This window comes from Roseobacter insulae (genome assembly GCF_019375555.1).
GTDB classification, from domain to species: Bacteria; Pseudomonadota; Alphaproteobacteria; order Rhodobacterales; family Rhodobacteraceae; genus Roseobacter; species Roseobacter insulae.
Map to the genome: position 1 here is coordinate 1,088,280 of NZ_JAHXDN010000001.1, position 23,009 is coordinate 1,111,288.

Below are 23,009 nucleotides of genomic sequence, written 5' to 3' on the forward strand. Positions count from 1 at the left end.
AACCTTTTGCTCACCTGCCGGTGGCTGGACACGGCAAGAAGCCCGGAGCGATTTTGTATCCGGCGTGAAAAACCATTTTAGAAGAGTATGTGGACATGTTTTTTGTAAAACGATTTGCAAGCGCCCTGTTGTTGGCCGCATTTTTACCCGTATCCCAACCTGCCGAGGCGCAGGTGCCGCCGAATTGCGAGGTGAGCACGGCCGCCGATCCCGACAGGGAGGTGCTGGTCTGCGCCTTTGGCCTCGTGATCGAAATGGAAGCGGCCGCACAGATGGGTTTCACAGGTGCGGTGTCGGACACCGACGCGACAGTGATCGAGCTGAACGACGGTGCCGCGCTATTCGACGTCGAACCGGGGCAGGCCCGACCGCAAATCAGAACACCGCATGCCATCGCTGCCGTGCGCGGCACCATTTACATCGTTGATGTAAGCGCGTCCCAGACGTCCGTGTTCGTCGTGCAGGGCGAGGTCGCGGTCTCCACCCTCGACGACAGCTCAGGACCGGTGACGCTTGTCGCAGGAGAGGGGGTTGATGTGGTCCCGGGTACGCCGCTTAAGGTGGTAAGCTGGGGCAAAGAGCGTGTGTCGGCATTGTTGGCGCGCTTTGGGAGATGAGACGCGGTAGGCCGACGTCCGTCTGGACGAGTGTCCTCGCCCTGGCACTGACCACGATCTGGCTTTACGTCGTGTGCCTGCCGCATGTTTCGGGAACGCATAGCAGCCTTGACCGGCTGGAATCCGCGTTGCTCGACATGCGGTTCACCACCTTTGGCCCGGTCGCGCCGGTTGATGACGTGGTTATCGTCGCCATTGATGATGTCACGCTGAACGCGACTCAGGCGACAGTTGCCGAGAGTCGGTTGCTCTTGGCAAAAGTCCTTGAAAGCATCAGCGCAGCGGATCCGAAAGTTGTCGGGCTGGACGTCATTCTTGCCGACGCCGGTGCGCCGGAAACGCATAACAAGCTTGCCGCGGCACTCGCCGGCCTGCCCGCCGTGATTGCCGTGGCAGGAAGCTTCTCTCAACCCTTGTTGCCTGCGGAAATCGCGGCGCCGGATTCGGTGTTGCGACCGCAGAGCGTATTTGCAAATGCGGCGGAAACGGGCCTCGTCAATGTGTCGACCGACGTCAGCGGTACACCGCGCCACATGCCCGTTGTCTTTCTGACCGCGGAAGGTGTCGAGGCATCGCTGCCCTTGCGGGTCGCAGCCATCTTTACCGGGGAGGAACCGACTATCGCGCCAGACCGGCTGGAACTGGGCGGCATCGTCGTTCCCTTGGATCTGGGCCTTCAGATGCCGCTGCGGCTGGATGGACCTGAAGGCACGTTACCGACGCTGTCGGCGCTGGATGTGCTCGCAGGCACTCAGAATGAGCGTTTGCAGGGCAAGGCGGTGATCGTGGGATATACGGCGACCGCCTTTGGTGACCGCTTCCCCAGTGCGTTCGGAGAAGACACACCCGGTGTCGAAATCATTGCGACAGCCGTGTCTCAACTGCTTGGCGGGCATAGCCTGCGGCGGGATATGACCATTCGCTGGGGCGATGTCGGCGCGTCACTGGCGCTTGCCTTCGCCAGCGTGATCCTGATCCTCGCCCTGCCATTATCATATGGCGTGCCCTTGGCCGTGGGGTTTCTGGGCGCCTACATGGGGTTTGTCTGGTTCGCATTTTCCCGTGGCATCTGGCTCAGCGCGGCTGTGCCCCTGGCCGGGGTTGCGCTGCCGATGGCGCTGGCGTCTGTCACCCGCTACTTCGGCGAGAAACGCCGCGCAAACCACGGCGCGCGCGCGCTTGCTGCACTCAAGCGCTTTCAATCACCCGTGCTGGCCGAAATCATCGCAGAGAACCCGGCCTTCCTGAGAGAGCCGACCCCCAAGACACTGTCAGTCCTTTTCGTCGATCTTAGTGGCTTTACCTTGCTGTCAGAAAAACTTGGACCCGCGAAAACGCAGGATTTCCTCAAGCGCTTTCATCAGGTGATCGATGATCAGGTCGAAGGTCGGGAGGGTATCATCCTGAACTACATGGGCGATGGTGCGCTGGCGGTTTTTGGCATGACCAGCGCCGCCGAAGACAGCGCGGACAATGCCCTGCGAGCAGCCTTTGAACTGGTATCCGATGTGCAGCGTCTGGGGCAGATTGCCTTTGGTTTTCCGTCGCTGGGATGTCGCGTCGGTGTTCATCGCGGCGAGGTGGTGCTGTCCAGGCTGGGCGGCGAACGCCACCAACAGGTATCGGTGGCCGGCGATACGGTCAATCTGGCCAGCCGTTTGATGGAGATCGCCAAGGCTGAAGGCGCGGCCATTGCCGCCACGGACGATTTGGTTCAGGCCCTCAGGGACAGTCCGCTATATCAGGCCGGGGAGGTCAAACCGGTTGAAGTGCGCGGGCGTCAGGAGCGGGCCCTAGTACATCTTTGGTATGCGCCCTTTGCGGGTTAGCTGTTGATCAGTTCGGTCAGCTCTTGTGCTGCCGCTTTCAAGGCTTCCGCGTTTTTGATCAGGCCTGCGAGATTGTGGCGCTGTAGCGGGGCATGCACGGACAGCGTTGAAACCACCCGCTTGCGATCATCCAGCACCGGCACGGCAATGGCGGCCATGCCTTCCATAAACTCCTGATCATCGGTGGAGTATCCGCGCTTACGCGTCGCTTCGATTTCCGCCTTGAGCTTGTCTTTGTTGGTGATTGTCCCGGGTGCCCGCTTTTCCAGAGTGGCCGTGGCGAGAAACCGATCCAGATAGGCCGGGCGCAGCGATGACAGGTACATCTTGCCACTCGCGGTGCAGTAGAACGGAACCTGCGTGCCGACGGGCAGTTGAATTCGCAAGGGCCAGTGCGTTTCAACGCGGTCCAGATACGTCATGCCGTCGCGATCCGGAATCGCGATGTTGCAGGTTTCGCCGACCTTTTCGGCAACGCTGCGCAGGATCGCAAGCCGCACGGTGCGAATGCGCTGTGACGAGATCGTATTGACAGACAACTGCCGCAGCCGGGGGCCTGGTCCGTAGGACTTCCCGTCGATATCGCGTTGCAGGAACCCGGATGCCTCGGCCGTGTTAAACAGCCGATGCAACGTTGGTTTTGGCAGGTTCAGAGTGTCCTTCAGTGCCGATGGCGTGACCGGCACACCCGCTTTTGCCACTTCTTCCAGCAGGACCAGCAACCGTAGATTGGTTGGGATCTGGCCCTGCGGGTTATTTGCAAAATCGTCGGGCATGATCAGACATTCTATCAGTTGGGTAGCAGCATCAGCGCCAGATTTGGCACCATCGCCACCAATATCCAAACCGCGAGAAGCGAGAACAGATACATTGTAGAATATCTGAGCAGGCGGAAATAGGGAACGCCTGTCACGCCCGACGCCACGTAAAGGTTCAGACCATATGGCGGAGTGATGAAGCCGATGGAGGCACCCACCAGGAAGACCACCGCGAAGTGAATGGGATCAACACCAACCGAGGCGGCAATCGGCGCCAGGATCGGCGCCATGATGATTGTCACGGGAAGGCTTTCGAGGATCATTCCGGCCACGAAGACCATCGCCATTGCGGTGAAGAGCACCGGATAATATCCGCCCATGCTGGTCACGAACCCGCCAATGGTTTCCTGTGCGCCCAACAGCGACAGGATCTGCTGCATCACCACGGAGACCGCGATCAGCGGCGCAAGAATGCCGGTGATCTGGGCAGAGCGCACAACGATGGAGGGGATTTCCGGGAAGGTAAACCCTTCGACCACAAACATCGACGACACGGATTTCTGGTCTACGGGAATGCTGGAGTCGCTGCCCATCAGCTTGTTCAGCGGGTAACAGATGAGGCCAACAATGATCCCGAAGCCCACCGTGACGCCCGCCGCTTCAGTGGGAGAGAACTTGCCGGTGTAAATGCCCCAGAGGACAAGGCCGATGGCGAAGAAGCCAAGCCACGCGCCAATCGCCGTCTTAATGATTCGCGAAATGCTGATGTTCGTGAGGATCCCCCATTTGTTGGCCGTACAGACGACAAAGCAAACCAGCATCATCGCGACAACCATCAGGACACCCGGTATGATGCCGGCCAGGAACAGCTGACCCACTTCGAGGTTCATCAGGAAGCCGTACACGATGAAGATGATCGAAGGTGGAATGATGATCCCCACGGTGCCGCCCGCAGCTGCCGTTGCCGCGGAAAAGCGTTCGTCATACCCGCCTTTCACCATTTCGGGGTGCAGCATCGACCCGATCGTGGCCGTCGTCGCGGAGTTTGACCCGGAGATCGCGGCAAAGAGGCCGCAAGCGCCGATGGATGCCATCGCAAGACCCCCGCGCAACCAGCCCAGACAGGCATAGGCGTAGTCCGACAGCCTTTTGGCGATCCCCGACTTGTTGATCAGGTCACCGGTAAGGATAAAGAGCGGCATCGCAAGTAGCGCAAAGCCATCCTTGAAGACGTTCAGCATCTCCGACCCGGTGTTATCCAGCGTCAGGTCAAGAACGAAACTGCAGCCCACGACCCAGTAGAAGATGATGAGCAAAACCGGCGTGCCAAGCATGAAGAGAAAGGTCACCCCGAGAGAAATAAGTGTAATCCATGTTCCGTCAGACATCAGACATCTCCCCCGATTACGGCCTGTTCAATCAACGGCTCTCCGTTGCGGTACTTCGTGAGATCCTCGAACGTGTTTTCGAGAACCCGCCCGGCCATCATCACAAAGCAGATTGGCATGGTCACGATGAACCACCAGCGCATGACATTGTCCGTTCCCAGCACGATGGCGAAGTTGTCATAGGTGTTGACCGTCACGCGGGCGGTTGTAGTGACCACGATGATGCAGAAGATAAACCACAGAACATTGTCGAGCATCAGGCAGGCGATCTGCCCGTTGGGGCTCATTTTGCTGCGGAACTCGTTGAAGCTGAGATGCGTGCGCAACTTGACGTTATACGAACACCCGTACCACGCCATGATCATGAACAGCAGAGGCGGGATTGTCGTCGACCAGGGCACTTGAGCCGAAAACACGAAGCGCTGGATCACCCCGACGAAGATGATCAAGGCAATAACGATATACGTGTAAACGATGATTGTGCGTTCGAGGTGCCGGTCGATCCAGGGCACTTTCTTGTAGATGAAGAGTACCAGAAAAGCACCGATCACGGTCAGTGGGCCAAAAACAAACCACGCGGCCGGTGACCGATACGCCTGTACGACTTTGAAATCAATATCGCCACTCAACGTCGCACCGACGATGGTGCCCATATCCGCCAAGATTGACATCTGGCGCCCTCCCTATGTTGTTCTCGTCCGATGCTGCCCGAAGAGCCTCATCGGATCAAAGCACTTTCAGCACGGCCAGAGCTTTTTCGCGCGGGTTGTTCCTTTTGGGCAAACCCCGGGACAGCACCCCCCGTAAATCTGAAAGTTATGAAAAAAGCCGGCCCGTGATGACGGACCGGCTCACTTTCAGCGTGGAGCCGGTATTAGGCTTTCCACCAGCGGCGCGGTTCCACATTCTCCGGCAGCGTATCTTCGTCAATCTCGCGCGCGATGTCGTAGATTTCCTGATACGTGTCCAGACCGCCGGACCAACCGTTGAGCCGCGAGCGCCAGTCTTCCCACAGTTGGGGCTGGAACTCTGGCGAGCACATTTCTTCGGCCTTGCGACGCTCTTCCTTCGACAGGAAGGCATTGCGCACGTTGTTCTGTGCAAAGATCGTGTTTGGCAGGATGGGGTCGGACAGACCAACGGTCTTGACCAGTGCTGCTTCGTTTGCGGCCTGAACGTGGACCTGGCTCCAGTAGGAGCTTTCCATGACCGCGTCCTGCAGTTCGCCACCCAGACTGTCGAAGACGCCTGCATTCATCGCCGTGTGCTCTGTGCCGCAGAAGAAGTCGAGGTGCACCGACTGGGACACAACCGGCGACATGTTGGCGTAGGCCACGGCGGACGCCCATGTTTCTGCACCGTCGATCAGGCCTTGTTTCAGACCGTCGAGTGTTTCCTCCCATGCCACCGGAACCGGGTTCAGGTTCAGAGCAGTCATCGCGATGCGACCCAGCTGCGTGCCCGTGACGCGGTTTTTCGTGCCGAAGAGTTCCTCGATGCTGGTGACTGTCGGCTTGTCTTCCCATGCCAGACCGAGCTGGATGCCGCGCAATTCAGCGTGGCTGAAGAGGAATTTCAGACCGTGACGCTTTTCATAGGGTTCACGCAACAGCGCCTGCGACTTGGGGTGATAGAGGAAGTGGTATTGATCTGCCCGGCTGCGGAACATGAAGGCGTAGTCCAGAACGTTCAGATAAGGCGCGCCGCCCGCGGAGTTCTGGGTCGAAGCCGCGTAGATGTCGACAATGCCCTGCTGAGCTTTTTCAACACAGGAGACCTGGCCGCAAATCTGGTTGTCACCGATAAACTCCACGCGAATCTCACCGTCTGTGCGGCTTTCCAGATCGCGGGCGAATTCCAACGCGCCGGCGCGTTCGATCAAAAGGTTGCGCGCATTGAAGCCTGCCGCGCCGAATTTCAGCGTGAATTTGGCCTCTTTCGCGAAACGTTTTTCGTAGGTCGATTCCGCCGCTTTTGCCAAGTTTGCAAGGCTCATTGCGCCCCCGAAGCTACCCGCCGCGAGCAAGGTCGAGCTCATCCCGTAACGCCCCGCGACGCGGAAGAGATCCCGACGCGAAATATGGTTTAGTTTATCGTAGATTCCCATGACTTCCTCCCTGAATGTCATTTATTGAGACTATTAGTCCCAAAAAACACTAGTATAGTATTCCCTTTTTGCATAGACTTTTTTTCAACTTGGTTTGGGAGGTCGCAATGGAAGCTGATTTTATCGTCGTGGGGGCCGGATCCGCGGGGTGTGTTCTGGCGAACCGTCTGAGCGAAGACCCAAAAACCAAGGTTATTTTGCTAGAGGCCGGCGGGCGCGATCTGAACCCCTGGATTCACATTCCGGTCGGGTATTTCAAAACGATCCACAACCCTTCGGTTGATTGGTGCTATAAAACCGAACCCGATCCCGGCTTGAACGGACGGTCGATCGAATGGCCCCGTGGCAAGGTGCTGGGCGGGTCTTCGTCGCTGAACGGGTTGCTTTATGTGCGGGGGCAACCGCAGGATTATGATCGCTGGCGGCAAATGGGAAACACCGGCTGGGGCTGGGACGATGTGCTGCCGCTATTCAAACGAGCCGAAAACAACGAACGCGGGGCAGACGAATTCCACGGTGACCAGGGACCGCTGTCAGTGTCCAACATGCGCATACAGCGCCCGATCACCGATGCGTGGGTCGCGGCCGCGCAGGCGGCAGGATACAAATTCAACCCTGACTACAACGGTGCGGATCAGGAAGGTGTCGGGTTCTTTCAACTGACGGCCCGGAATGGGCGCCGGTGCAGTTCGGCTGTTGCGTACCTCAACCCTGTGAAGAACCGCCCGAATCTGCAGATTGTCACGCATGCGCAGGTCGACAAGGTCGAAATCGAGGGCGGGCGCGCGACGGGGGTAAGCTACACCGATCGCAGCGGCAAGGTGCAGACGGTAAAGGCGAACCGCGAAATCGTTCTGTGTGGCGGTGCGATCAATTCGCCGCAACTGTTGATGCTCTCCGGCATCGGCGAGGCAGACCAACTGGCCGAGCATGGCATCGCGGTCCAGCAAGAACTTAAGGGCGTTGGCAAGAACATGCAGGATCACCTGCAGGCCCGACTGGTGTACAAATGCAACGAACCGACGCTGAATGACGAGGTATCAAGCCTGTTCGGGCAGGCGAAGATCGGGCTGAAGTATCTGATGTTCCGGGCCGGGCCGATGACGATGGCGGCCAGCCTTGCCACCGGGTTCCTGAAAACCCGCGAGGATATGGACACACCGGACATTCAGTTTCATGTTCAGCCGCTCTCTGCCGAAAATCCCGGGAAGGGGGCGGACAAGTTCTCCGCCTTTACCATGTCGGTCTGCCAGCTGCGTCCGGAAAGCAAGGGAGAGATTCGCCTGAATTCGGGGCAGCCGCGCGAGTATCCCAAGATCATCCCCAACTACCTGTCCACCGAGACGGACTGCCGGACGATTGTGGCTGGTGTGAACATCGCGCGCAACATCGCGCGCCATGCGCCTCTGACGTCTAAGATATCCGAGGAGTTTCGGCCGCACGCGGATCTCGACATGAACGACTATGACGCGACCCTCGATTGGGCGCGCAACAACACAGCCTCGATCTATCACCCGACCGGCACCTGCAAAATGGGCACCGGAGAGGATGCTGTGGTGGACCCGGAGCTCAAGGTTCACGGGATCGGGGGGCTGCGTGTCGCAGATTGCTCGATCATGCCGGAAATCGTGTCGGGCAACACAAACGCGCCTGCCATCATGATCGGAGAAAAAGCATCGGACCTGATGCGCGGAGCAACCTGAGGCTGCAAGATACGGCGCCGGTCCGGCCCAGGGTAGTGTGCTGTGTTGAAAATCGCTCTTTGCTGAAACGCACTGGGCGGTAGCGCATTGTCTTCCCGGCCCGTTTGCACGTAGCTTGCGTAAAAAAGTGGCAGGTGCAAACCCGCCCGGAAAAGACGCTTGAGGAGGCGCGAGAATGAGCTTCCGGTTTTTCTCCACCCGGAATAGGGCACCGCATCTGGGGCCCTACCCACTGGAGCGTCTGGTGCGCGGCGAGATGCCCGACCTGACGGGGCTGCCACCTTTCAGGGCTTTGGATTTCCGCAGGCCGGACGTGCCCGTCTCTATCGTGAATGCGATGGGTGAGTATCAGGCCACAATGGATGCGATCCGCGATGGCATGGTCAACACATCCCGCGCGACCTGTCCCGATAACCTGCAGGAGCGCGCGAACCATCTGAAATCATTTGGATATTTTAATGACGCCTCGATGGTTGGCGTGGGTCCATTACCACCGTCAGCGCTGTTGTCGCAGCCCCTGCGCAATCCTGATATCGACCGGCTGGCAGAAGAACTGCGGACAAAACAAATCAAGACCCTCGCATCCGGCATCGACGTGATCATGGCCGATCTGCGCGATTCCATGACCGCACCACCCTCCACGATTGTCGATCATGCGCATGCCATCGTCTTTCTTTACGAAATGCCGCGCGATCCGAAAACGGGCGAGGCGGGGACCGATTGGATCAAGGATGCGCAGGCGCACCGTGCCTGTTTGCGGGCTACCGAAACGGCGGTGGTCCTGGCCAATTACATTCGTCTTCTGGGCTGGGACGCCAAGGCCCATACAGCAACCAGTTCGGACGTCAACCTCGACCATTTGACAGTGGCCACGGGGTTGGCCTGTATCGAAGACGGCACATTGGTGAACCCTTACATCGGTACCCGGTTCGGTGTGGCGGCTCTGACAACGACAATGCCGCTGGCACATGACAAGCCGCTCGCGCCAATGCGCGCACAAACATGGCTGCGCACCAATCGCCCGGCCTGGTGGGTCGGGAAGGGCAGCGAAAAATCGGCCTTCAACAAGGACCCTTTCGGCGGCCGAGATTTCGCGCTTGGGCCACATCCTTTCGAACGTCTGAAGCGGGTGGACAAACCGACGACCTACATTGACGAGGGTAACGTGGCGCGCGTTCCCAAGCGGACGGATATGTTCGCACGGGCGCAATTCGGCGACATGGGCAAGGCCACGCAGGAGGGCGCAGCGGGTGCATACTACGCGCGCAAGGCCGCGCCCTCGATGGCGCAGCGCCGTATGCTTGGCGCCTTCGTCCTGTTTCAGGACGGTCCCAGCAGCGACGGACCTCGGCCTGACGATGCGCGCCGGAACGCTGCAAACATCAAGGCCGCCTGTTACTTTCTGGGTGTGGATGCGGTGGGGCTGAGCCGTTGCCCGGATTGGACGTGGTACAGCCATGACGCCACCGGCGCGCCCCTTGAACCGCCGCATGATCAGGCGATCAGCATGATCATCGATCAGGGCTTTGACACGATGGAGGGCGCCTCGGGCGATGATTGGATATCCGTCGCGCAATCCATGCGTGCCTATTTGCGGTTTTCTTTGCTGGGGGGCATCATTGCCCGCCAGATCCGCAATCTGGGATACAAGGCCAAAGCGCATACGGTGATGGACGGGGAGGTATTGCAGCCCCCCCTGTTACTTCTGTCGGGCCTCGGCGAAGTCAGCCGGATCGGTGAGGTCATCCTCAACCCTTTTCTTGGGCCGAGGCTGAAGTCAGGCGTTGTGACCACCGACATGCCGATGGAACACGATCGGCCAATTGACTTCGGCTTGCAGAAATTCTGCGAAAGCTGCAACAAATGCGCGCGCGAATGTCCGTCCGGTGCGATTACCGCCGGGCCCAAACTGATGTTCAATGGCTACGAGATCTGGAAATCCGACAGTCAGAAGTGCGCGACCTACCGCATCACCACGCCCGGCGGCGCGATGTGTGGCCGCTGTATGAAAACCTGCCCATGGAACCTAGAGGGCCTGTTTGCGGAGAAACCTTTCAGATGGGCGGCGATGAATATCCCAAAGGCTGCGCCCGCATTGGCGAAACTGGACGACACGCTAGGCCATGGCGGTCTGAACCCGGTCAAGAAATGGTGGTGGGATATCGCGCTGACCGAGGACGGCGGGTACCACCCGGTGCGCCGACCGGTAAATGAGCGCGACCTGCAACGAGACCTCGATCTGAAGTATGAAGATCAGACGCTTGCGGTCTATCCAGCGAGCCTCGCGCCGCACCCCTGGCCGTATCCGTTCCCGATGGATCGTGAAGCGGGGATCGAAGCCTATCAGGCGATGATCACGGCCGATGAGTACAGATCGCGCAAAGCGGCAGGCGAAACGGGTGCATGGGACCACAAATACATCACCAGCGCCGACAGCCCTGTCCTGCAGGTCGAAATCATTCAGGCAGACCCGTTGACAGACAGTATCACACGCTACCGCTTCCGCGCGGTCGACGGCGGTGACCTGCCGGGATGGTCGGCTGGCGCGCATCTGGATATTGTCGTCACCCCGGACAAGCTGCGGCAGTATTCCATGTGTGGCGATCCCTCTGATCGACCCTGTTACGAGATCGCCGTACTCAGAGAGCCTCAGGGCAAAGGGGGATCGGAACTTCTGCACCGTATTTTCAGCGCGGGCAGGAAAATCTTTGTGTCGCGGCCGATCAACCATTTCCCGGTCGAAGAATGCGCATCCCATAGCATTCTGATGGGCGGCGGCATCGGGATCACGCCGATGATCGCAATGGCGCATGAGTTGCATCATGCGAGCAAGCCGTTCGATCTGCACTATTCCGTCCCGTCTCGGTCGGCGGGTGCCTTCATTCGCGACCTCGCCGACATGCCCTGGGCGGACCGCGTGCACCTTCATATCTCCGATGAAGGCACGCGCGCCGATCTGGACAACATTCTGTCCGGCTATCAGCCCGGATGGCATGTGTTTACCTGCGGGCCGGATGCGTACATGAAGGCGGTCGTCACAGCCGCCGAGCGGGCAGGATTTCCCGAAGATGCATGCCGGCTAGAATACTTCACCGTTCCTGACGTGCCGGAATATGAAAACCATCCCTTTACGATCAAGCTGAAGGACGGCCGCAATATCATCGTTCCCGCAGACCGGTCCGCGGCTGATGTGCTGGTGGAGCAGGGTTTCAAGGTGGACATCAAATGCGCTGACGGTATCTGCGGCGTGTGCAAATGCGGTTTGGTGTCGGGAGACGTGGAACACCGCGATTTCGTTCTGTCCAAAGCGCAAAGAGACACGAATATCATCCTTTGCCAGTCCCGCGCAGCCTCGAAGGATGGCGAGATCGAGATCGACCTCTGACCGCGACCTTCACAAAAGTGATATGGAACTGTCATGCCCGTGTGTCTTGAAGCTGCCTCTTTGCGGCATCTCAAGATCGATGGAGTTTCCAATGAACAAAAACCTGCTGCTGACCAGCACGCTGCTTGCCGGTGTGGCGATGTCTCCTGCTTCTGCAGAGATGAATTTCAACCGAATTGCGTCATTTCCGGTGGCGTCGAACTTTGACGGCGATGTGCCCGAAGAAACCTCTGCCGAGATCATCGATGTCACCAGCGACGGCATGACGCTCGTCTACACCGACAGCCCTGCGGGTGTGATCGGCGTTATTGACATTTCAGACCCCATGGCCCCGGCACCAAAAGGGACATTGTCATTGACCGGCGAACCCACGGCGGTTTCGGTCATCGGCTCGACTGCTTTTGTCGCGGTCAACACCTCGCAAAGCTACGCGGCACCCTCGGGCATGATCAAAGCGATTGACCTGGACGACATGACCGAGACCGCGTCTTGCGATCTGGGAGGGCAGCCCGACAGTACCGCACGTGCGCGGGATGGATCCTTCATTGCCATTGCGATCGAGAATGAACGCGATGAAGATCTTGGCGATGGCCGTGTGCCGCAGATGCCCGCGGGCGACCTGGTGATGATCGACATCTCTGACCGCACGCTTGATTGCGGCTCGTTGCGGCGTGCGTCGCTGGCGGGTCTGGCGGATGTCGCAGGTTCCGACCCCGAGCCGGAGTTTGTCGATATCAACGCGCTTGGGGAAGTCGTTGTGACACTTCAGGAAAACAATCACATCGCGGTTGTGGCCAAGGACGGCACGGTGCTGTCGCATTTCTCGGCTGGCGCTGTTGACCTGGAGGGGATCGACACAACTGACGAGCGGGGCGCGCTGATCTTTGACCAAAGCCAGCCCGGTCGTCTGCGTGAACCTGACGGTGTCCAGTGGATCGACGACGACCATTTTGCCACTGCGAACGAGGGTGACATGGATGGTGGCGCACGCGGGATGACCGTTTTTCGCAAGGATGGGACCGTGGTGTGGGAAAGTGGCGCCTCGCTGGAACATGCAATCGTTCAGATCGGTCACTACCCGGACAAACGCTCCGACAGCAAGGGCGCCGAACCCGAGGGGATGGAATTCGCCACCTTCGATGGCACACCCTATATATTCGTCATGGCCGAGCGCGCATCGATCGTCGCGGTGTATGATGTGACCGACCCGACAGCACCGGTGCTGAAACAGCTTCTTCCCTCGGGCATTTCCCCGGAAGGCGCTGTTGCGATCCCGCAGCGCGGCTTGCTGGCCACAGCCAACGAGTTCGACGGGCTGCAGGACGGTGCGGCGCGGGCACATGTCATGCTGTACCAATACACGGACGCCCCTGCCGCCTACCCGCACCTGACTTCGGAAGGCATGGATGAGTTAACCGGCTGGGGTGCAATTTCGGGCATGGTGGCCAGTGCCGATGGCATGATCTATGCCGTTTCAGACAGCTTCTACGGTTACCAGCCGCGTATCTTCAAAATCGACCCCACCGCAACGCCGGCCCGCATCGTCGATGTGCTTGATGTCACGCGCAATGGCGTGCCAGCGCAAAAGCTAGACATGGAGGGTATCGTTCTTGATGGGCAGGGGGGGTTCTGGATTGCATCGGAAGGCCGCACAGACCGGGTTGTTCCTCATGCTCTCTACAATGTGGATGCCAAGGGGGCGATCACGAAGGAAGTTGGCCTGCCGCCGGAATTGATGGCCGTTGAGAAACGCTTCGGCTTCGAAGGTATTACCCTGGTGGTCAACACGTTGTGGATGCCGGTGCAGCGCGAATGGAAGGATGACCCGAAAGATCACGTGAAGCTTGTTGCCTACAATCTGCAAACAGAAGAGTGGGGCGCGGTGCTTTATCCCAAGGCCTCTGCCGCAACAGGGTGGGTCGGCCTGAGCGAAATGAGCCTTTACGGTGATCGTGTTTACATCATCGAACGAGACAACCAGCATGGCAACGCAGCGGTGACCAAAAGAGTCTACGCCGTTCCACTTGCCGATTTACAGCCCGCACCGCTGGACACTGACCTGCCGGTCGTGTCGAAAACACTGGTCCGCGACCTGCTCCCCGATCTGACATCGACAGGGGGTTACGTTCTGGACAAGGTCGAAGGGTTGGCCATCACGCCGGATGGCAGGGGCTGGATTTCGACAGACAACGACGGGGTCGACGATCATTCGGGTGAGACGATGTTTGTCACCATCGGCGCGGTCACGGAAACAACCGTGAACTAACCACGCATGCCCGGGTGTTGCGCCGATGACCGGCGGATCATCCGGGCAGGCAGGCGCCCGGTGCCGGAGATCTGCACCGGCGCGAGGCGTCACACACCCGCTTGCAGTGTATATCGGCTTATTTCGCGGAACTTGCCGTCCTCGTCTTCTCCCACCAGCGTCAGGCTGTCGATCACAAACGGCCTTGGCGGTATGTCGAGGAAGTGTTTGGTCGCCTGGGCAAGAACCGCATCCCGCCGTGCGGCGGGCAACGGGCCGGACAGGGTCATGTGGAACCTGAACGCGTCCATGACATAGGGGTAACCCCAGTCTTTCAAGTATTTTTCCTGCAGCGGTGACAGGTTGGATTGCCGACGCTTTTCAAGTTCAGCCGGATCGGGGGGCGCACGGAAGGCATCCAGCCCGCGCACGACTTCTGCCGCCATCGTGGCGAGGGCGCGGACATCGCCCACAGGGGTCAACGCCAGGAAAGAGCCGATTTTGGACAGGGTCAGACCGTCGAGAACTACGGGCTCCAGCCGGTGGCACAATTGCGCGAGTTCTGACGCCAACGCGCCCTCACCAGTCCCCGGTACGAGACGGAAGGGAGGTTTGATCGTCCCGTGAAAGCCGTATTTGCGCGGGCGTCTGGTGATTGCGTCATCGGGCGCGCCCACGGCTTGTCCACGGGCCACGTCCCAGCCCAGCCAAGCTGCGCCCGCATCGGCGAAGGCGCCCGGCGCCGGAGTGTAGTAAATGCCATATCTTGCAAATTTCATGCGTCGCCATCCTCGAATTACCTGCCCTGACAGATGATCAATACCCACATCGCCATGGCAGCAAGGTCATCTGAATTGCGCCCTTGTCTTTCCCGCCCGGCTCTGGCCTGATCCGCCTGACAACGACCCATGAAGGACACACCGATGCGCGCGATGCAAGTCACTGAACTCGGCCAACCCATGAAGCTTCGGGACATTCCGACACCTGACCCGCAGCCCGGGCAGGTGCTGGTCAAGGTTCACACCTGCGGGCTGAATTTCGGCGACTTGCTGATCATCAAAGGCACCTATCAGGAAAAGCCGCAACTGCCTTTCACGCTGGGCATGGAGCTTTGCGGCACGGTGGTGGCTGTCGGGGAGGGCGTGACCGCTGTGGCAACGGGACAACGGGTCGCCGCCTACTGCGGGTTCGATGCGCTGGCCGACTATGCCGCAATTCCCGCCGACGTTTGTGTGCCCGTCCCCGATCAGATGAGCGATGAGGATGCAGCGGCCTTCTTGATCGCCTACGGGACAAGCCACGTGGCACTTGACTACAAGGCTCACCTCAAGGCGGGCGAGCGTCTGTTGGTTCTGGGCGCGTCGGGTGGTGTTGGCCTGACGGCGGTGGAACTGGGTAAACTCATGGGTGCCGAGGTGATCGCCGTTGCGCGGGGAGACGACAAACTACAGGTCGCCAAGGCCGCGGGGGCGGACCACCTGATCAACTCCGACAGCGCTGATATTCGCGAGGTGGTGAAATCACTGGGCGGTGCAGATGTGGTCTACGACCCGATCGGCGGCGACCAGTTCAAAGCTGCCCTTAGGGCATGCAACCCCGAGGCGCGGCTCATCCCTCTGGGATTTGCCTCCGGCGAGGTGCCTCAGATCCCGGCCAACCATCTACTGGTCAAAAACCTTACCGTCATCGGCTTCTACTGGGGCGGCTACACCCGCGTGAACCCGAAGGTGCTGACCGACAGCTTCGAAACCCTGATCACCTGGTATGTCGCGGGCAAGATCAAACCGCACGTGAGCAATGTCCTGCCTTTGGAGCAAGCCAATGAAGCGCTTGACTTGCTCAAAACGCGCAAAGCCACCGGAAAAGTGGTCGTGCGGATCGCCGGATAAAGGCGTGCGGGCTGGCGATCCGTTGCCGGAAGACTGCCGCTAGCCTTTCAGCTTGTTGCGGCGGGATGCAAAGCCCAAGCCTGCAAGCCCGGCAACCAACAGCACGCCTGAGGCTGGAAGGGGAACAGGCGCAACCGATGTTTCCAGATCGAAGATCCAGGTATTGACGGCCCCCTCATTCACCGCGAAGAAATCTGCAACGCTGAGAGAGATGGAGTCGGCGGTAAAGCTCACCGCATCGATCAGGTTCGCTTTTCCAGATGCCAGCGAAAACCCTGTGATCTGATCGTCAAATCCGGATACATCCCAGGTCGTAACCGCGCCAACGCTGGGGAAGGTAGCAAGATTGTAAATCACCGTCACGGCTGTTTCTGCAATGTCAAAGGACAAGAACCCGCTTCCAACGCTGAATGAAAACTCGACGCCCGGGTCGGTCACAACGGTCGTTTCGTCGAGCAGGGAGACGCTCAGGGCGGTCAAAACGCCGGTTACCTCGTCCCCGACAACGGCCGCACTTGCGGAACTTGCGATCAGTGACGCAGCAACGGCGCCCGCGAATTTATCAAACATCTGAATAAAACCCCATTTTCTAAAAATTACTACGTGGATTGAATTGACTGGACCCGCTTGCTCAGACTCTTCCGAGCCGACAGAATCCTGCCATACTCGTATTAGTAGCATTTTTAACGTGAAAAGTAATGCCATCTTGTCCGGTGCGGCGGCGCATGCGCCGAGACGCAACGCCGTGCGGCGACAGGCCGACCCGGGTGGGAGCATCTATCGTCTCCGCACGGGGGCGCGGGCGATCACGCGGGATTTCTGGCGTTCCCGAAGGAATACGAACAAGCCTGACCCGAGGATCATGGCAATGCCTGCCCAGACTTCCCAGACTGGCAGATCGGCAAAAATGGCCCAGCCCCAGAATACGGCCAGTGGGAGCCCGACGTATTCGAACGGGGCAACGGTTGCGGCATCCGCCATGCGGTAGGCCTGGCTGAGGCAATAGCCAACGATGGCGGAATTCGCACCCAGGCCGATGATCACCCACCAGTCGCCCGAAGCAGGCCAGACCCACGCGCGCAACAGGAACTGCCAAGACGGATTATCGAGACCTTCCGCATAGCGCCCATCGCCCGCGACAAGATAGAACAGCACGGACACCACGACAAAGGTGGCCTGAATATAGACCGCGAGGGCGGAGGCCTTGCTTTCCACGCCCAGCTTGCGGGTCATTAACTGGTTCAGCGCATAAGTCAGCGCAGACAGCACCGGCAACAGCAGCACCAGCCGCGAGGCCTCAAGGCTCTCAGCTTCCGCCCAGGGGCGCTGCATGATGACGACGCCCGCAAACCCGACCAGAACAGCGGTCATCCGCATCGGGCCAACTTTTTCCCCCAGCATCGGAATCGACAACACGGTGATGAAAAGCGGCGCGGCGAAAAACAAGGCGGTGGCATCGGCCAGCGGGATTGCGGCAAGGGCCACGAAATAGCTCATGTTCGCGATAACGATCAGGAGTCCGCGGGTGGCGTGTAAAAAGGGCCTGCGGGTCTTGAGAATGCCAAGTCCGCCCTCCATCTGCACCATCATCAGTGAAAACAGCATACCGATGCCAGAGCGCAGGAACACGATCTCGTGCAGCGGATAGCTACCCGACAATTGCTTGATCAGCATATCATTGATTGAAATCGCAAAAACACCGGCCAGAACGAACAGAATGCCAAGGCCGGCGCGGTTTTGAGGGTGCGAAGTCATGCCTCACTCCTATCAGGCACCCGGGGTCTGTCCAGCACAGAAGCGACATGGCCAAATGCAATTGGTGCTTTCGTGATCGGTGCTGTAAAACGACCGGAAATCAGTGAGGAGGAAACCACCCATGCAAATGTCCGACACGCGCCAGATTGCTGCCAGCCCGGCACAGGTTTATGCGGCGTTGCTGACGCCTGAGGTTCTGGAGGCCTGCGTTCCCGGGGCACAGGATGTTACCGGGTCCGCGGAAGAAGGTTTTGAAGCGACCGTTGTGCAAAAAGTTGGTCCGGTAAAGGCGACCTTCAAAGGCGCGGTGACCCTGACGGATCTCGTGCCGGACACCTCCCTGAAGATTTCCGGCGAAGGCAAGGGCGGGGCGGCCGGATTTGCCAAGGGCGCAGCGGAAGTTCGCATGGTCGCCAAGGACGGTGGTACGGAGCTGTCCTACGATGTCGAGGCGAAGGTGGGGGGCAAGCTGGCGCAGCTTGGCAGCCGGATCATCGATGGCTTTGCAAAGAAGATGGCAGACCAGTTTTTCTCCAACCTTCAGGCAACCCTTGAAGGTCCCGCTGCCTCGGACGAGGCGCCTGCCGATGATGCGCCGGAGGCGGAAAAGAAAAGCTGGTTGAAACGCCTCACCGGAAAAGCCTGAAATCGCGTCGCTGCGGTGTGCCGCACAGAACGTAAAGTCACTGTGCATTTCCGCGCTGTTGTTTGTCTCCAGCGCCGATTAGGTTCGCCGCAAAACACAAGGGACAGACCACGATGCCGCCTATTCTCGACATATCGGAATTGCGCAAATCCTATTCAGACGGTTTCGAAGCGCTGAAAGGTGTCAGCCTTCAGATAGAAGCGGGTGAGATCATTGCGTTGCTGGGGCCAAACGGTGCGGGCAAGACGACGCTGATTTCCACGGTATGTGGTATCACGACAGCCACGTCCGGCACTGTGGCGGTTGGCGGATACGACATCATTCGCGATTTTCGGGCAGCCAGATCGATGATCGGACTGGTGCCCCAGGAGATCAATCTTGAGCCCTTCGAAAAAGTGATCAACACGGTGCGCTTTTCCCGTGGCTTGTTCGGTCGGGCACCTGATGACGCGGCGCTGGAACGCATCCTGCGGCAGTTGTCGTTGTGGGACAAGCGCAACAACCAGATCCGCGAATTGTCCGGCGGCATGAAACGTCGCGTATTGATCGCCAAGGCGCTCAGCCACGAGCCGCGCCTGCTTTTTCTCGATGAACCGACCGCCGGTGTGGATGTCGAATTGCGCAAGGACATGTGGGAAATCGTCGAAGGCCTGAAAGCCGATGGTGTCACGATCGTGCTGACAACCCATTACATCGAAGAGGCTGAAGCCATCGCCGACCGTGTCGGGGTGATTGCCAAGGGTGAATTGCTGTTGGTCGAAGACAAGGAAAGCCTGATGGCGCGCATGGGTCAGAAGCAGCTCGATGTGCAATTGTCCGAACCGCTGGCCGATGTGCCCAAGGCGCTGCACAAATACAACCTCACTCTGTGCGACAACAACCGGACGCTGACCTACAGCTATGACACGCGGGCCGAGCGCACCGGGATCACCAAACTGTTGTCGGATGTTTCTGCAGCGGGGCTGGTGCTGCGCGATGTGGTGACGCGGCAAAGCAGCCTTGAGGATATCTTTGTCGGCCTGGTGCATGACGACAAGGAGGGCGCGCAATGAATTGGACGGCGATCAGGGCGATTTACCTGTTTGAAATGGCACGATTCTTCCGGACGCTGGCGCAAAGCCTGATCTCGCCCGTGCTGTCGACGTCGCTGTATTTCGTGGTCTTCGGCGCAGCCATCGGCAGCCGCATTCAGGAAATCGAGGGCGTCAGCTACGGGTCTTTCATCGTGCCCGGTCTGATCATGCTGTCGGTGATCACGCAGGCGATCTCCAACGCGTCCTTCGGTATCTACTTTCCGAAATTCATCGGCACGATCTACGAGCTCCTGTCGGCCCCTGTGAACTTTCTGGAGATTGTTGCAGGATACGTAGGGGCGGCGGCCACCAAGGCGCTGTTCATCGGTGTCATCATTCTGATCACCGCCTTTTTCTTCGTCGATGTCCAGATCGCGCACCCGCTGGCCATGGTGGCGTTTTTGCTGCTGACCTGTCTCAGCTTTGCCTTGCTCGGTTTCATCATCGGCATATGGGCCGGAAACTTCGAGCAGTTGCAGCTGGTTCCCTTGCTGGTGGTGACGCCGCTGGTGTTCCTCGGAGGGTCTTTCTATTCCATTTCCATGTTGCCGCCGGCGTGGCAGACGATTTCCTACTTCAACCCCGTCGTGTACCTGATTTCAGGGTTCCGCTGGGCCTTCTTTGGCACCGCTGATGTGCCGATCGGGCTGTCCTTGCTGGCGATCGCCGGTTTCACCACCGTGTGTCTTCTGGTCATCGGGTGGATTTTCAAAACCGGCTGGCGCATCCGGCAATAAAGACGCACTGTAAAACTCTACGGGGTTCCCTCCTTGTTTGGTGAGGGTCCCCATTCTACATGGGGTGACATGAAACGCTGGATACCGTTTATAAAGTCAGACCCGACCGTGGCCGTGATCCGCCTTGCGGGGATGATCACTGCATCGGGACGCGGGGCGTTGAATGACGCGAGCCTCGCGCCAGTGATTGAAAAAGCGTTTTCGCGCGGGAAACCTGCCGCGGTGGTGCTGGAGGTCAATTCTCCCGGTGGGAGCCCTGTGCAATCCTCCATGATCGGATCGCGCATCCGGCGTCTTGCGGAGGAAAAAGAAGTTCCGGTGATTGCCTTTGTCGAAGATGTTGCGGCATCTGGCGGTTACTGGCTCGCGGCCGCCGCTGACGAAATTTTTGCCGACGAAAGCTCGGTCGTGGGCTCCATCGGGGTTATCTCCGCCTCTTTTGGCGTGCATGAACTCCTGACCCGTCAGGGTATCGAGCGGCGCGTGTATACGGCGGGAAAGTCCAAGTCGATGCTGGACCCGTTTCGCCCTGAGAACCCTGAAGATGTAGCGCGCCTGAAAGGGTTGCTGGAAGATATTCACACGAATTTCAAGGAACACGTCAGCGCGCGTCGCAAGGGAAAGCTGCCCGAAGATCAGGATCTTTTCACCGGTGAAATCTGGCTGGCGCGGCGCGCCGTGGAACTTGGGCTGATTGATGGGATCGGACACCTGAAACCGATGATGCAGGAGCGGTTCGGCCAAAAAGTGAAATTCCGCCGTTATGGTCTGCGCAAGCCGCTTCTGACCCGTTTCGGCGCGCAGGTTGTAGATGATGCCCTGAACAGTATCGAAGAACGCAGCGCCTTCGCGCAGTTCGGACTTTAGCATCCATGATTTTCAAGATCGTCACCCTCTTTCTGGTCGTCATGGGCGTTCTCGCCATGTTCGGCAAACTGCACTGGTTGGGGGGCAAGCGATTGGCCTCGGGGAAATGCAGACATTGCGGCCGCTACCGTATCGGGCGCGGTGCATGTCCCTGTGGTAAGGATGAGCATTCATGATAATGCCGTGGTTGCTGCCCTGGTTTCTCTGTGCTTTTGGTCTGGTCTTGTTGCTCCTCGCAGGTGATGCGCTGGTCAAAGGCGCTGTGAACCTCAGTTTGCGTTTGGGCGTCCCGGCGCTGATCGTCAGCCTGACCATTGTTGCCTTTGGTACATCGGCACCGGAACTGCTGATCTCCATTCAGGCGATCAAGGACAATGCGCCCGGGCTTGCCCTTGGCAACGTTGTGGGGTCGAACACGGCCAACATCCTGCTTGTGCTTGGGGTGCCCGCCCTGCTGGCCACGATGCACACGGCGGAATGCAACACCCGGAAAACCTACAATTTCATGATCCTTGCAAGCGTGCTTTTCATCGGGCTTGCGTTTCGGGGTGTCTTTGACTGGATTTCCGGTCTGGTGCTGCTGACAGGGTTGGCGTTCATGCTGGGGGATGCGTTTCGCGATGCCCATCAGCACCGGCAAGCCTGCAAGGGCGCGCCCGAGGAGGAACCGGAAGGTGCAGACCCCGACATGCCATGGTGGCGCATCATCGTCTTTCTTGTTCTGGGCCTGATCGGTCTGCCGCTCGGCGCAGACCTGCTGGTGGACAATGCGACGATCATCGCCAAGACCTACGGTGTTTCGGATACGGTCATCGGCCTGACCCTCGTTGCGGTTGGGACGTCGCTTCCGGAACTTGCGACGACCGTGATGGCGGCGTTGCGCCGGCAGGCTGATGTTGCCTTGGGCAATGTCATCGGGTCCAACATGTTCAACCTGCTTGCGATCATCGGCATCGCGAGCTTCGTGGGGCCCATCGCCGTTGATCCCGAGTTTCTGTCCTTCGATCTCTGGGTCATGCTCGGCGCCTCCATCCTGCTGGCGCCCTTCGTCTACCTGTGCTGGAACATCACGCGGTTTTGGGGCGTCATCCTGACAGGTTTATACCTGACCTATCTTGCGATCGTCCTGACGTGATCAACAAGGAGGAGCAAACAGAATGGGCAAAGCTCTTGTAACGGGCGCTGGTCATCGCATTGGCCGCGCGATGGCTCTTTACCTCGCGGATCGCGGCTTTGATGTGGCCGTGCATTACGCGTCTTCAGACAAGGGGGCGCTGGAAACCGTCGCGCTGATCGAGGAAAAAGGTCGACGCGCGATCGCGCTTCAGGCCAACCTGCTGGAGGACAACCAGACAGACAGCCTGTTTGCCGAGGCCGTGTCTTTCCTGGGCGGTCCGGTCACCTGTCTGGTCAACAACGCCTCCATCTTCGAGTATGACACGGTGGAGACCGCGACGCGCGAGACATGGGACAGGCACATGCAAAGCAATTTGCGCGCGCCCTTTCTTTTGACCCAGGCGATGGCTGCCCAGGGGCTTGCGCCCGTCATGGACGCGGCGGGTGAGCCGATGGCGTCGGCGTTGATTGTGAACATGATCGACCAGCGGGTCAGAAAACTGACACCCGAATTCATGACTTATTCACTCGCGAAGATGGGTCTCTGGGCCATGACGCGCACCACTGCGCAAGCACTGGCACCCGTGATCCGGGTCAACGGTATCGGGCCCGGACCCACCCTTCAGGGCGGGCGCCAGTCGGCGGAACATTTTGCCAAACAACGCGCCAGCACCACGTTGGAGCGCGGGTCTAATCCGCAGGACATGACTGCCGCGCTGGGGTATTTCCTAGACGCCCCCGCGGTGACCGGACAACTGCTCTGTGTGGACGGCGGACAGCACCTGGGATGGCAAACACCGGATGTTCTGGGCGTTGAATAAAGCGGTAAGGGTGCGGGAGTTTTGCACCGGATTAATGTGTGTTACAAATCCGTTACTAAAATGTCTTTGTTTT

19 protein-coding genes are annotated in these 23,009 nt (G+C 59.0%); 12 read left to right on the top strand and 7 right to left on the bottom strand.

The annotated features are described in order from the left end of the window. The first annotated feature begins 95 nt into the window (after nucleotides 1-95). Both KX928_RS05260 and KX928_RS05265 read left to right on the top strand, forming a co-directional pair. Nucleotides 96-617: a FecR domain-containing protein gene (locus KX928_RS05260; RefSeq protein ID WP_219499696.1), complete on the top strand. Its 522-nt coding sequence runs from the start codon at nucleotides 96-98 to the stop codon at nucleotides 615-617. Continuing rightward, nucleotides 614-2,446: a CHASE2 domain-containing protein gene (locus tag KX928_RS05265; RefSeq protein ID WP_219499697.1), complete on the top strand. Its 1,833-nt coding sequence runs from the start codon at nucleotides 614-616 to the stop codon at nucleotides 2,444-2,446. Before KX928_RS05260 ends, KX928_RS05265 begins: the two co-directional genes overlap by 4 nt. On the opposite strand, the gene KX928_RS05270 is transcribed toward KX928_RS05265, so the two are convergent. The 4 genes from KX928_RS05270 to KX928_RS05285 all read right to left on the bottom strand — a co-directional run bounded on the left by KX928_RS05270 (nucleotide 2,443) and on the right by KX928_RS05285 (nucleotide 6,699). Further along, nucleotides 2,443-3,222: an IclR family transcriptional regulator gene (locus KX928_RS05270; RefSeq protein ID WP_219499698.1), complete on the bottom strand. Its 780-nt coding sequence runs from the start codon at nucleotides 3,220-3,222 to the stop codon at nucleotides 2,443-2,445. The genes KX928_RS05265 and KX928_RS05270 overlap by 4 nt on opposite strands. Before the next feature lie 14 nt (nucleotides 3,223-3,236). Continuing rightward, a complete protein-coding gene (locus KX928_RS05275) occupies nucleotides 3,237-4,592 on the bottom strand; it encodes a TRAP transporter large permease (protein WP_219499699.1) in 1,356 nt (451 codons plus the stop codon). Further along, nucleotides 4,592-5,263, bottom strand: coding sequence for a TRAP transporter small permease (locus tag KX928_RS05280; protein ID WP_219499700.1), 672 nt, complete (start codon nucleotides 5,261-5,263; stop codon nucleotides 4,592-4,594). Before KX928_RS05280 ends, KX928_RS05275 begins: the two co-directional genes overlap by 1 nt. 203 nt (nucleotides 5,264-5,466) lie before the next feature. Further along, on the bottom strand, nucleotides 5,467-6,699 hold the full coding sequence (locus KX928_RS05285; RefSeq protein WP_219499701.1) for a TRAP transporter substrate-binding protein: 1,233 nt from the start codon (nucleotides 6,697-6,699) through the stop codon (nucleotides 5,467-5,469). Nucleotides 6,700-6,806: 107 nt separating this feature from the next. Between KX928_RS05285 and KX928_RS05290 the strand changes: the two genes are divergently transcribed. The 3 genes from KX928_RS05290 (at nucleotide 6,807) to KX928_RS05300 (ending at nucleotide 14,053) form a co-directional block, all read left to right on the top strand. Further along, nucleotides 6,807-8,402: a GMC family oxidoreductase gene (locus KX928_RS05290; RefSeq protein WP_219499703.1), complete on the top strand. Its 1,596-nt coding sequence runs from the start codon at nucleotides 6,807-6,809 to the stop codon at nucleotides 8,400-8,402. Between the two features lie 175 nt (nucleotides 8,403-8,577). Next, nucleotides 8,578-11,787, top strand: a complete 3,210-nt coding sequence (locus KX928_RS05295; protein ID WP_219499705.1) for a 4Fe-4S double cluster binding domain-containing protein — start codon at nucleotides 8,578-8,580, stop codon at nucleotides 11,785-11,787. A gap of 91 nt (nucleotides 11,788-11,878) precedes the next feature. Continuing rightward, nucleotides 11,879-14,053 carry an esterase-like activity of phytase family protein gene (locus KX928_RS05300; RefSeq protein ID WP_219499707.1) on the top strand — a complete coding sequence of 725 codons (2,175 nt, stop codon included), beginning with the start codon at nucleotides 11,879-11,881 and terminating at the stop codon, nucleotides 14,051-14,053. Between the two features lie 89 nt (nucleotides 14,054-14,142). On the opposite strand, the gene KX928_RS05305 is transcribed toward KX928_RS05300, so the two are convergent. After that, complete coding sequence (locus KX928_RS05305; protein WP_219499709.1) at nucleotides 14,143-14,811, bottom strand: DUF1045 domain-containing protein; 669 nt, start codon at nucleotides 14,809-14,811, stop codon at nucleotides 14,143-14,145. Between the two features lie 144 nt (nucleotides 14,812-14,955). Here KX928_RS05305 and KX928_RS05310 point away from each other — a divergent pair, with 144 nt between their 5' ends. After that, a complete protein-coding gene (locus KX928_RS05310; protein WP_219499711.1) occupies nucleotides 14,956-15,921 on the top strand; it encodes an NADPH:quinone oxidoreductase family protein in 966 nt (321 codons plus the stop codon). A 39-nt stretch (nucleotides 15,922-15,960) separates the two neighbouring features. On the opposite strand, the gene KX928_RS05315 is transcribed toward KX928_RS05310, so the two are convergent. Together KX928_RS05315 and KX928_RS05320 are read right to left on the bottom strand one after the other, a co-directional pair. After that, nucleotides 15,961-16,698: a VPLPA-CTERM sorting domain-containing protein gene (locus KX928_RS05315; RefSeq protein WP_257883522.1), complete on the bottom strand. Its 738-nt coding sequence runs from the start codon at nucleotides 16,696-16,698 to the stop codon at nucleotides 15,961-15,963. Beyond that, nucleotides 16,699-17,676, bottom strand: a complete 978-nt coding sequence (locus tag KX928_RS05320) for a DMT family transporter (RefSeq protein WP_219499713.1) — start codon at nucleotides 17,674-17,676, stop codon at nucleotides 16,699-16,701. It abuts the gene before it with no gap. 121 nt (nucleotides 17,677-17,797) lie between these two features. On the opposite strand from KX928_RS05320, the gene KX928_RS05325 reads away from it, so the two are divergent. From KX928_RS05325 to KX928_RS05350, 6 genes are all read left to right on the top strand, one after another. Further along, a complete protein-coding gene (locus tag KX928_RS05325; RefSeq protein ID WP_219499714.1) occupies nucleotides 17,798-18,322 on the top strand; it encodes an SRPBCC family protein in 525 nt (174 codons plus the stop codon). 113 nt (nucleotides 18,323-18,435) lie between these two features. After that, the gene (locus KX928_RS05330; protein WP_219499716.1) at nucleotides 18,436-19,374 is read left to right on the top strand and encodes an ABC transporter ATP-binding protein; all 939 of its coding nucleotides are present in this window, start codon (nucleotides 18,436-18,438) and stop codon (nucleotides 19,372-19,374) included. Further along, a complete protein-coding gene (locus KX928_RS05335) occupies nucleotides 19,371-20,132 on the top strand; it encodes an ABC transporter permease (protein WP_219499718.1) in 762 nt (253 codons plus the stop codon). Before KX928_RS05330 ends, KX928_RS05335 begins: the two co-directional genes overlap by 4 nt. Nucleotides 20,133-20,201: 69 nt before the next feature. Next, on the top strand, nucleotides 20,202-20,999 hold the full coding sequence (locus tag KX928_RS05340) for a S49 family peptidase (RefSeq protein WP_219499720.1): 798 nt from the start codon (nucleotides 20,202-20,204) through the stop codon (nucleotides 20,997-20,999). A gap of 172 nt (nucleotides 21,000-21,171) precedes the next feature. Continuing rightward, entirely contained in the window at nucleotides 21,172-22,134 is a 963-nt protein-coding gene (locus tag KX928_RS05345; RefSeq protein ID WP_257883523.1) for a calcium/sodium antiporter, read from the top strand. A gap of 22 nt (nucleotides 22,135-22,156) precedes the next feature. Then, complete coding sequence (locus KX928_RS05350) at nucleotides 22,157-22,936, top strand: SDR family oxidoreductase (RefSeq protein WP_219499722.1); 780 nt, start codon at nucleotides 22,157-22,159, stop codon at nucleotides 22,934-22,936. The last annotated feature ends 73 nt before the right edge of the window (nucleotides 22,937-23,009 follow it).

What these genes read in the sequence shown, in the direction of transcription:
- KX928_RS05350 (WP_219499722.1), top strand. Translation starts at nt 22,157, where the DNA reads ATGGGCAAAGCTCTTGTAACGGGCGCTGGTCATCGCATTGGCCGCGCG.
- KX928_RS05295 (WP_219499705.1), top strand. Translation starts at nt 8,578, where the DNA reads ATGAGCTTCCGGTTTTTCTCCACCCGGAATAGGGCACCGCATCTGGGG.
- KX928_RS05315 (WP_257883522.1), bottom strand. Translation starts at nt 16,698, where the DNA reads ATGCTCCCACCCGGGTCGGCCTGTCGCCGCACGGCGTTGCGTCTCGGC.
- KX928_RS05260 (WP_219499696.1), top strand. Translation starts at nt 96, where the DNA reads ATGTTTTTTGTAAAACGATTTGCAAGCGCCCTGTTGTTGGCCGCATTT.
- KX928_RS05270 (WP_219499698.1), bottom strand. Translation starts at nt 3,222, where the DNA reads ATGCCCGACGATTTTGCAAATAACCCGCAGGGCCAGATCCCAACCAAT.
- KX928_RS05325 (WP_219499714.1), top strand. Translation starts at nt 17,798, where the DNA reads ATGCAAATGTCCGACACGCGCCAGATTGCTGCCAGCCCGGCACAGGTT.
- KX928_RS05290 (WP_219499703.1), top strand. Translation starts at nt 6,807, where the DNA reads ATGGAAGCTGATTTTATCGTCGTGGGGGCCGGATCCGCGGGGTGTGTT.
- KX928_RS05280 (WP_219499700.1), bottom strand. Translation starts at nt 5,263, where the DNA reads ATGTCAATCTTGGCGGATATGGGCACCATCGTCGGTGCGACGTTGAGT.
- KX928_RS05335 (WP_219499718.1), top strand. Translation starts at nt 19,371, where the DNA reads ATGAATTGGACGGCGATCAGGGCGATTTACCTGTTTGAAATGGCACGA.
- KX928_RS05265 (WP_219499697.1), top strand. Translation starts at nt 614, where the DNA reads ATGAGACGCGGTAGGCCGACGTCCGTCTGGACGAGTGTCCTCGCCCTG.
- KX928_RS05300 (WP_219499707.1), top strand. Translation starts at nt 11,879, where the DNA reads ATGAACAAAAACCTGCTGCTGACCAGCACGCTGCTTGCCGGTGTGGCG.
- KX928_RS05310 (WP_219499711.1), top strand. Translation starts at nt 14,956, where the DNA reads ATGCGCGCGATGCAAGTCACTGAACTCGGCCAACCCATGAAGCTTCGG.
- KX928_RS05330 (WP_219499716.1), top strand. Translation starts at nt 18,436, where the DNA reads ATGCCGCCTATTCTCGACATATCGGAATTGCGCAAATCCTATTCAGAC.
- KX928_RS05320 (WP_219499713.1), bottom strand. Translation starts at nt 17,676, where the DNA reads ATGACTTCGCACCCTCAAAACCGCGCCGGCCTTGGCATTCTGTTCGTT.
- KX928_RS05345 (WP_257883523.1), top strand. Translation starts at nt 21,172, where the DNA reads ATGATAATGCCGTGGTTGCTGCCCTGGTTTCTCTGTGCTTTTGGTCTG.
- KX928_RS05275 (WP_219499699.1), bottom strand. Translation starts at nt 4,592, where the DNA reads ATGTCTGACGGAACATGGATTACACTTATTTCTCTCGGGGTGACCTTT.
- KX928_RS05340 (WP_219499720.1), top strand. Translation starts at nt 20,202, where the DNA reads ATGAAACGCTGGATACCGTTTATAAAGTCAGACCCGACCGTGGCCGTG.
- KX928_RS05285 (WP_219499701.1), bottom strand. Translation starts at nt 6,699, where the DNA reads ATGGGAATCTACGATAAACTAAACCATATTTCGCGTCGGGATCTCTTC.
- KX928_RS05305 (WP_219499709.1), bottom strand. Translation starts at nt 14,811, where the DNA reads ATGAAATTTGCAAGATATGGCATTTACTACACTCCGGCGCCGGGCGCC.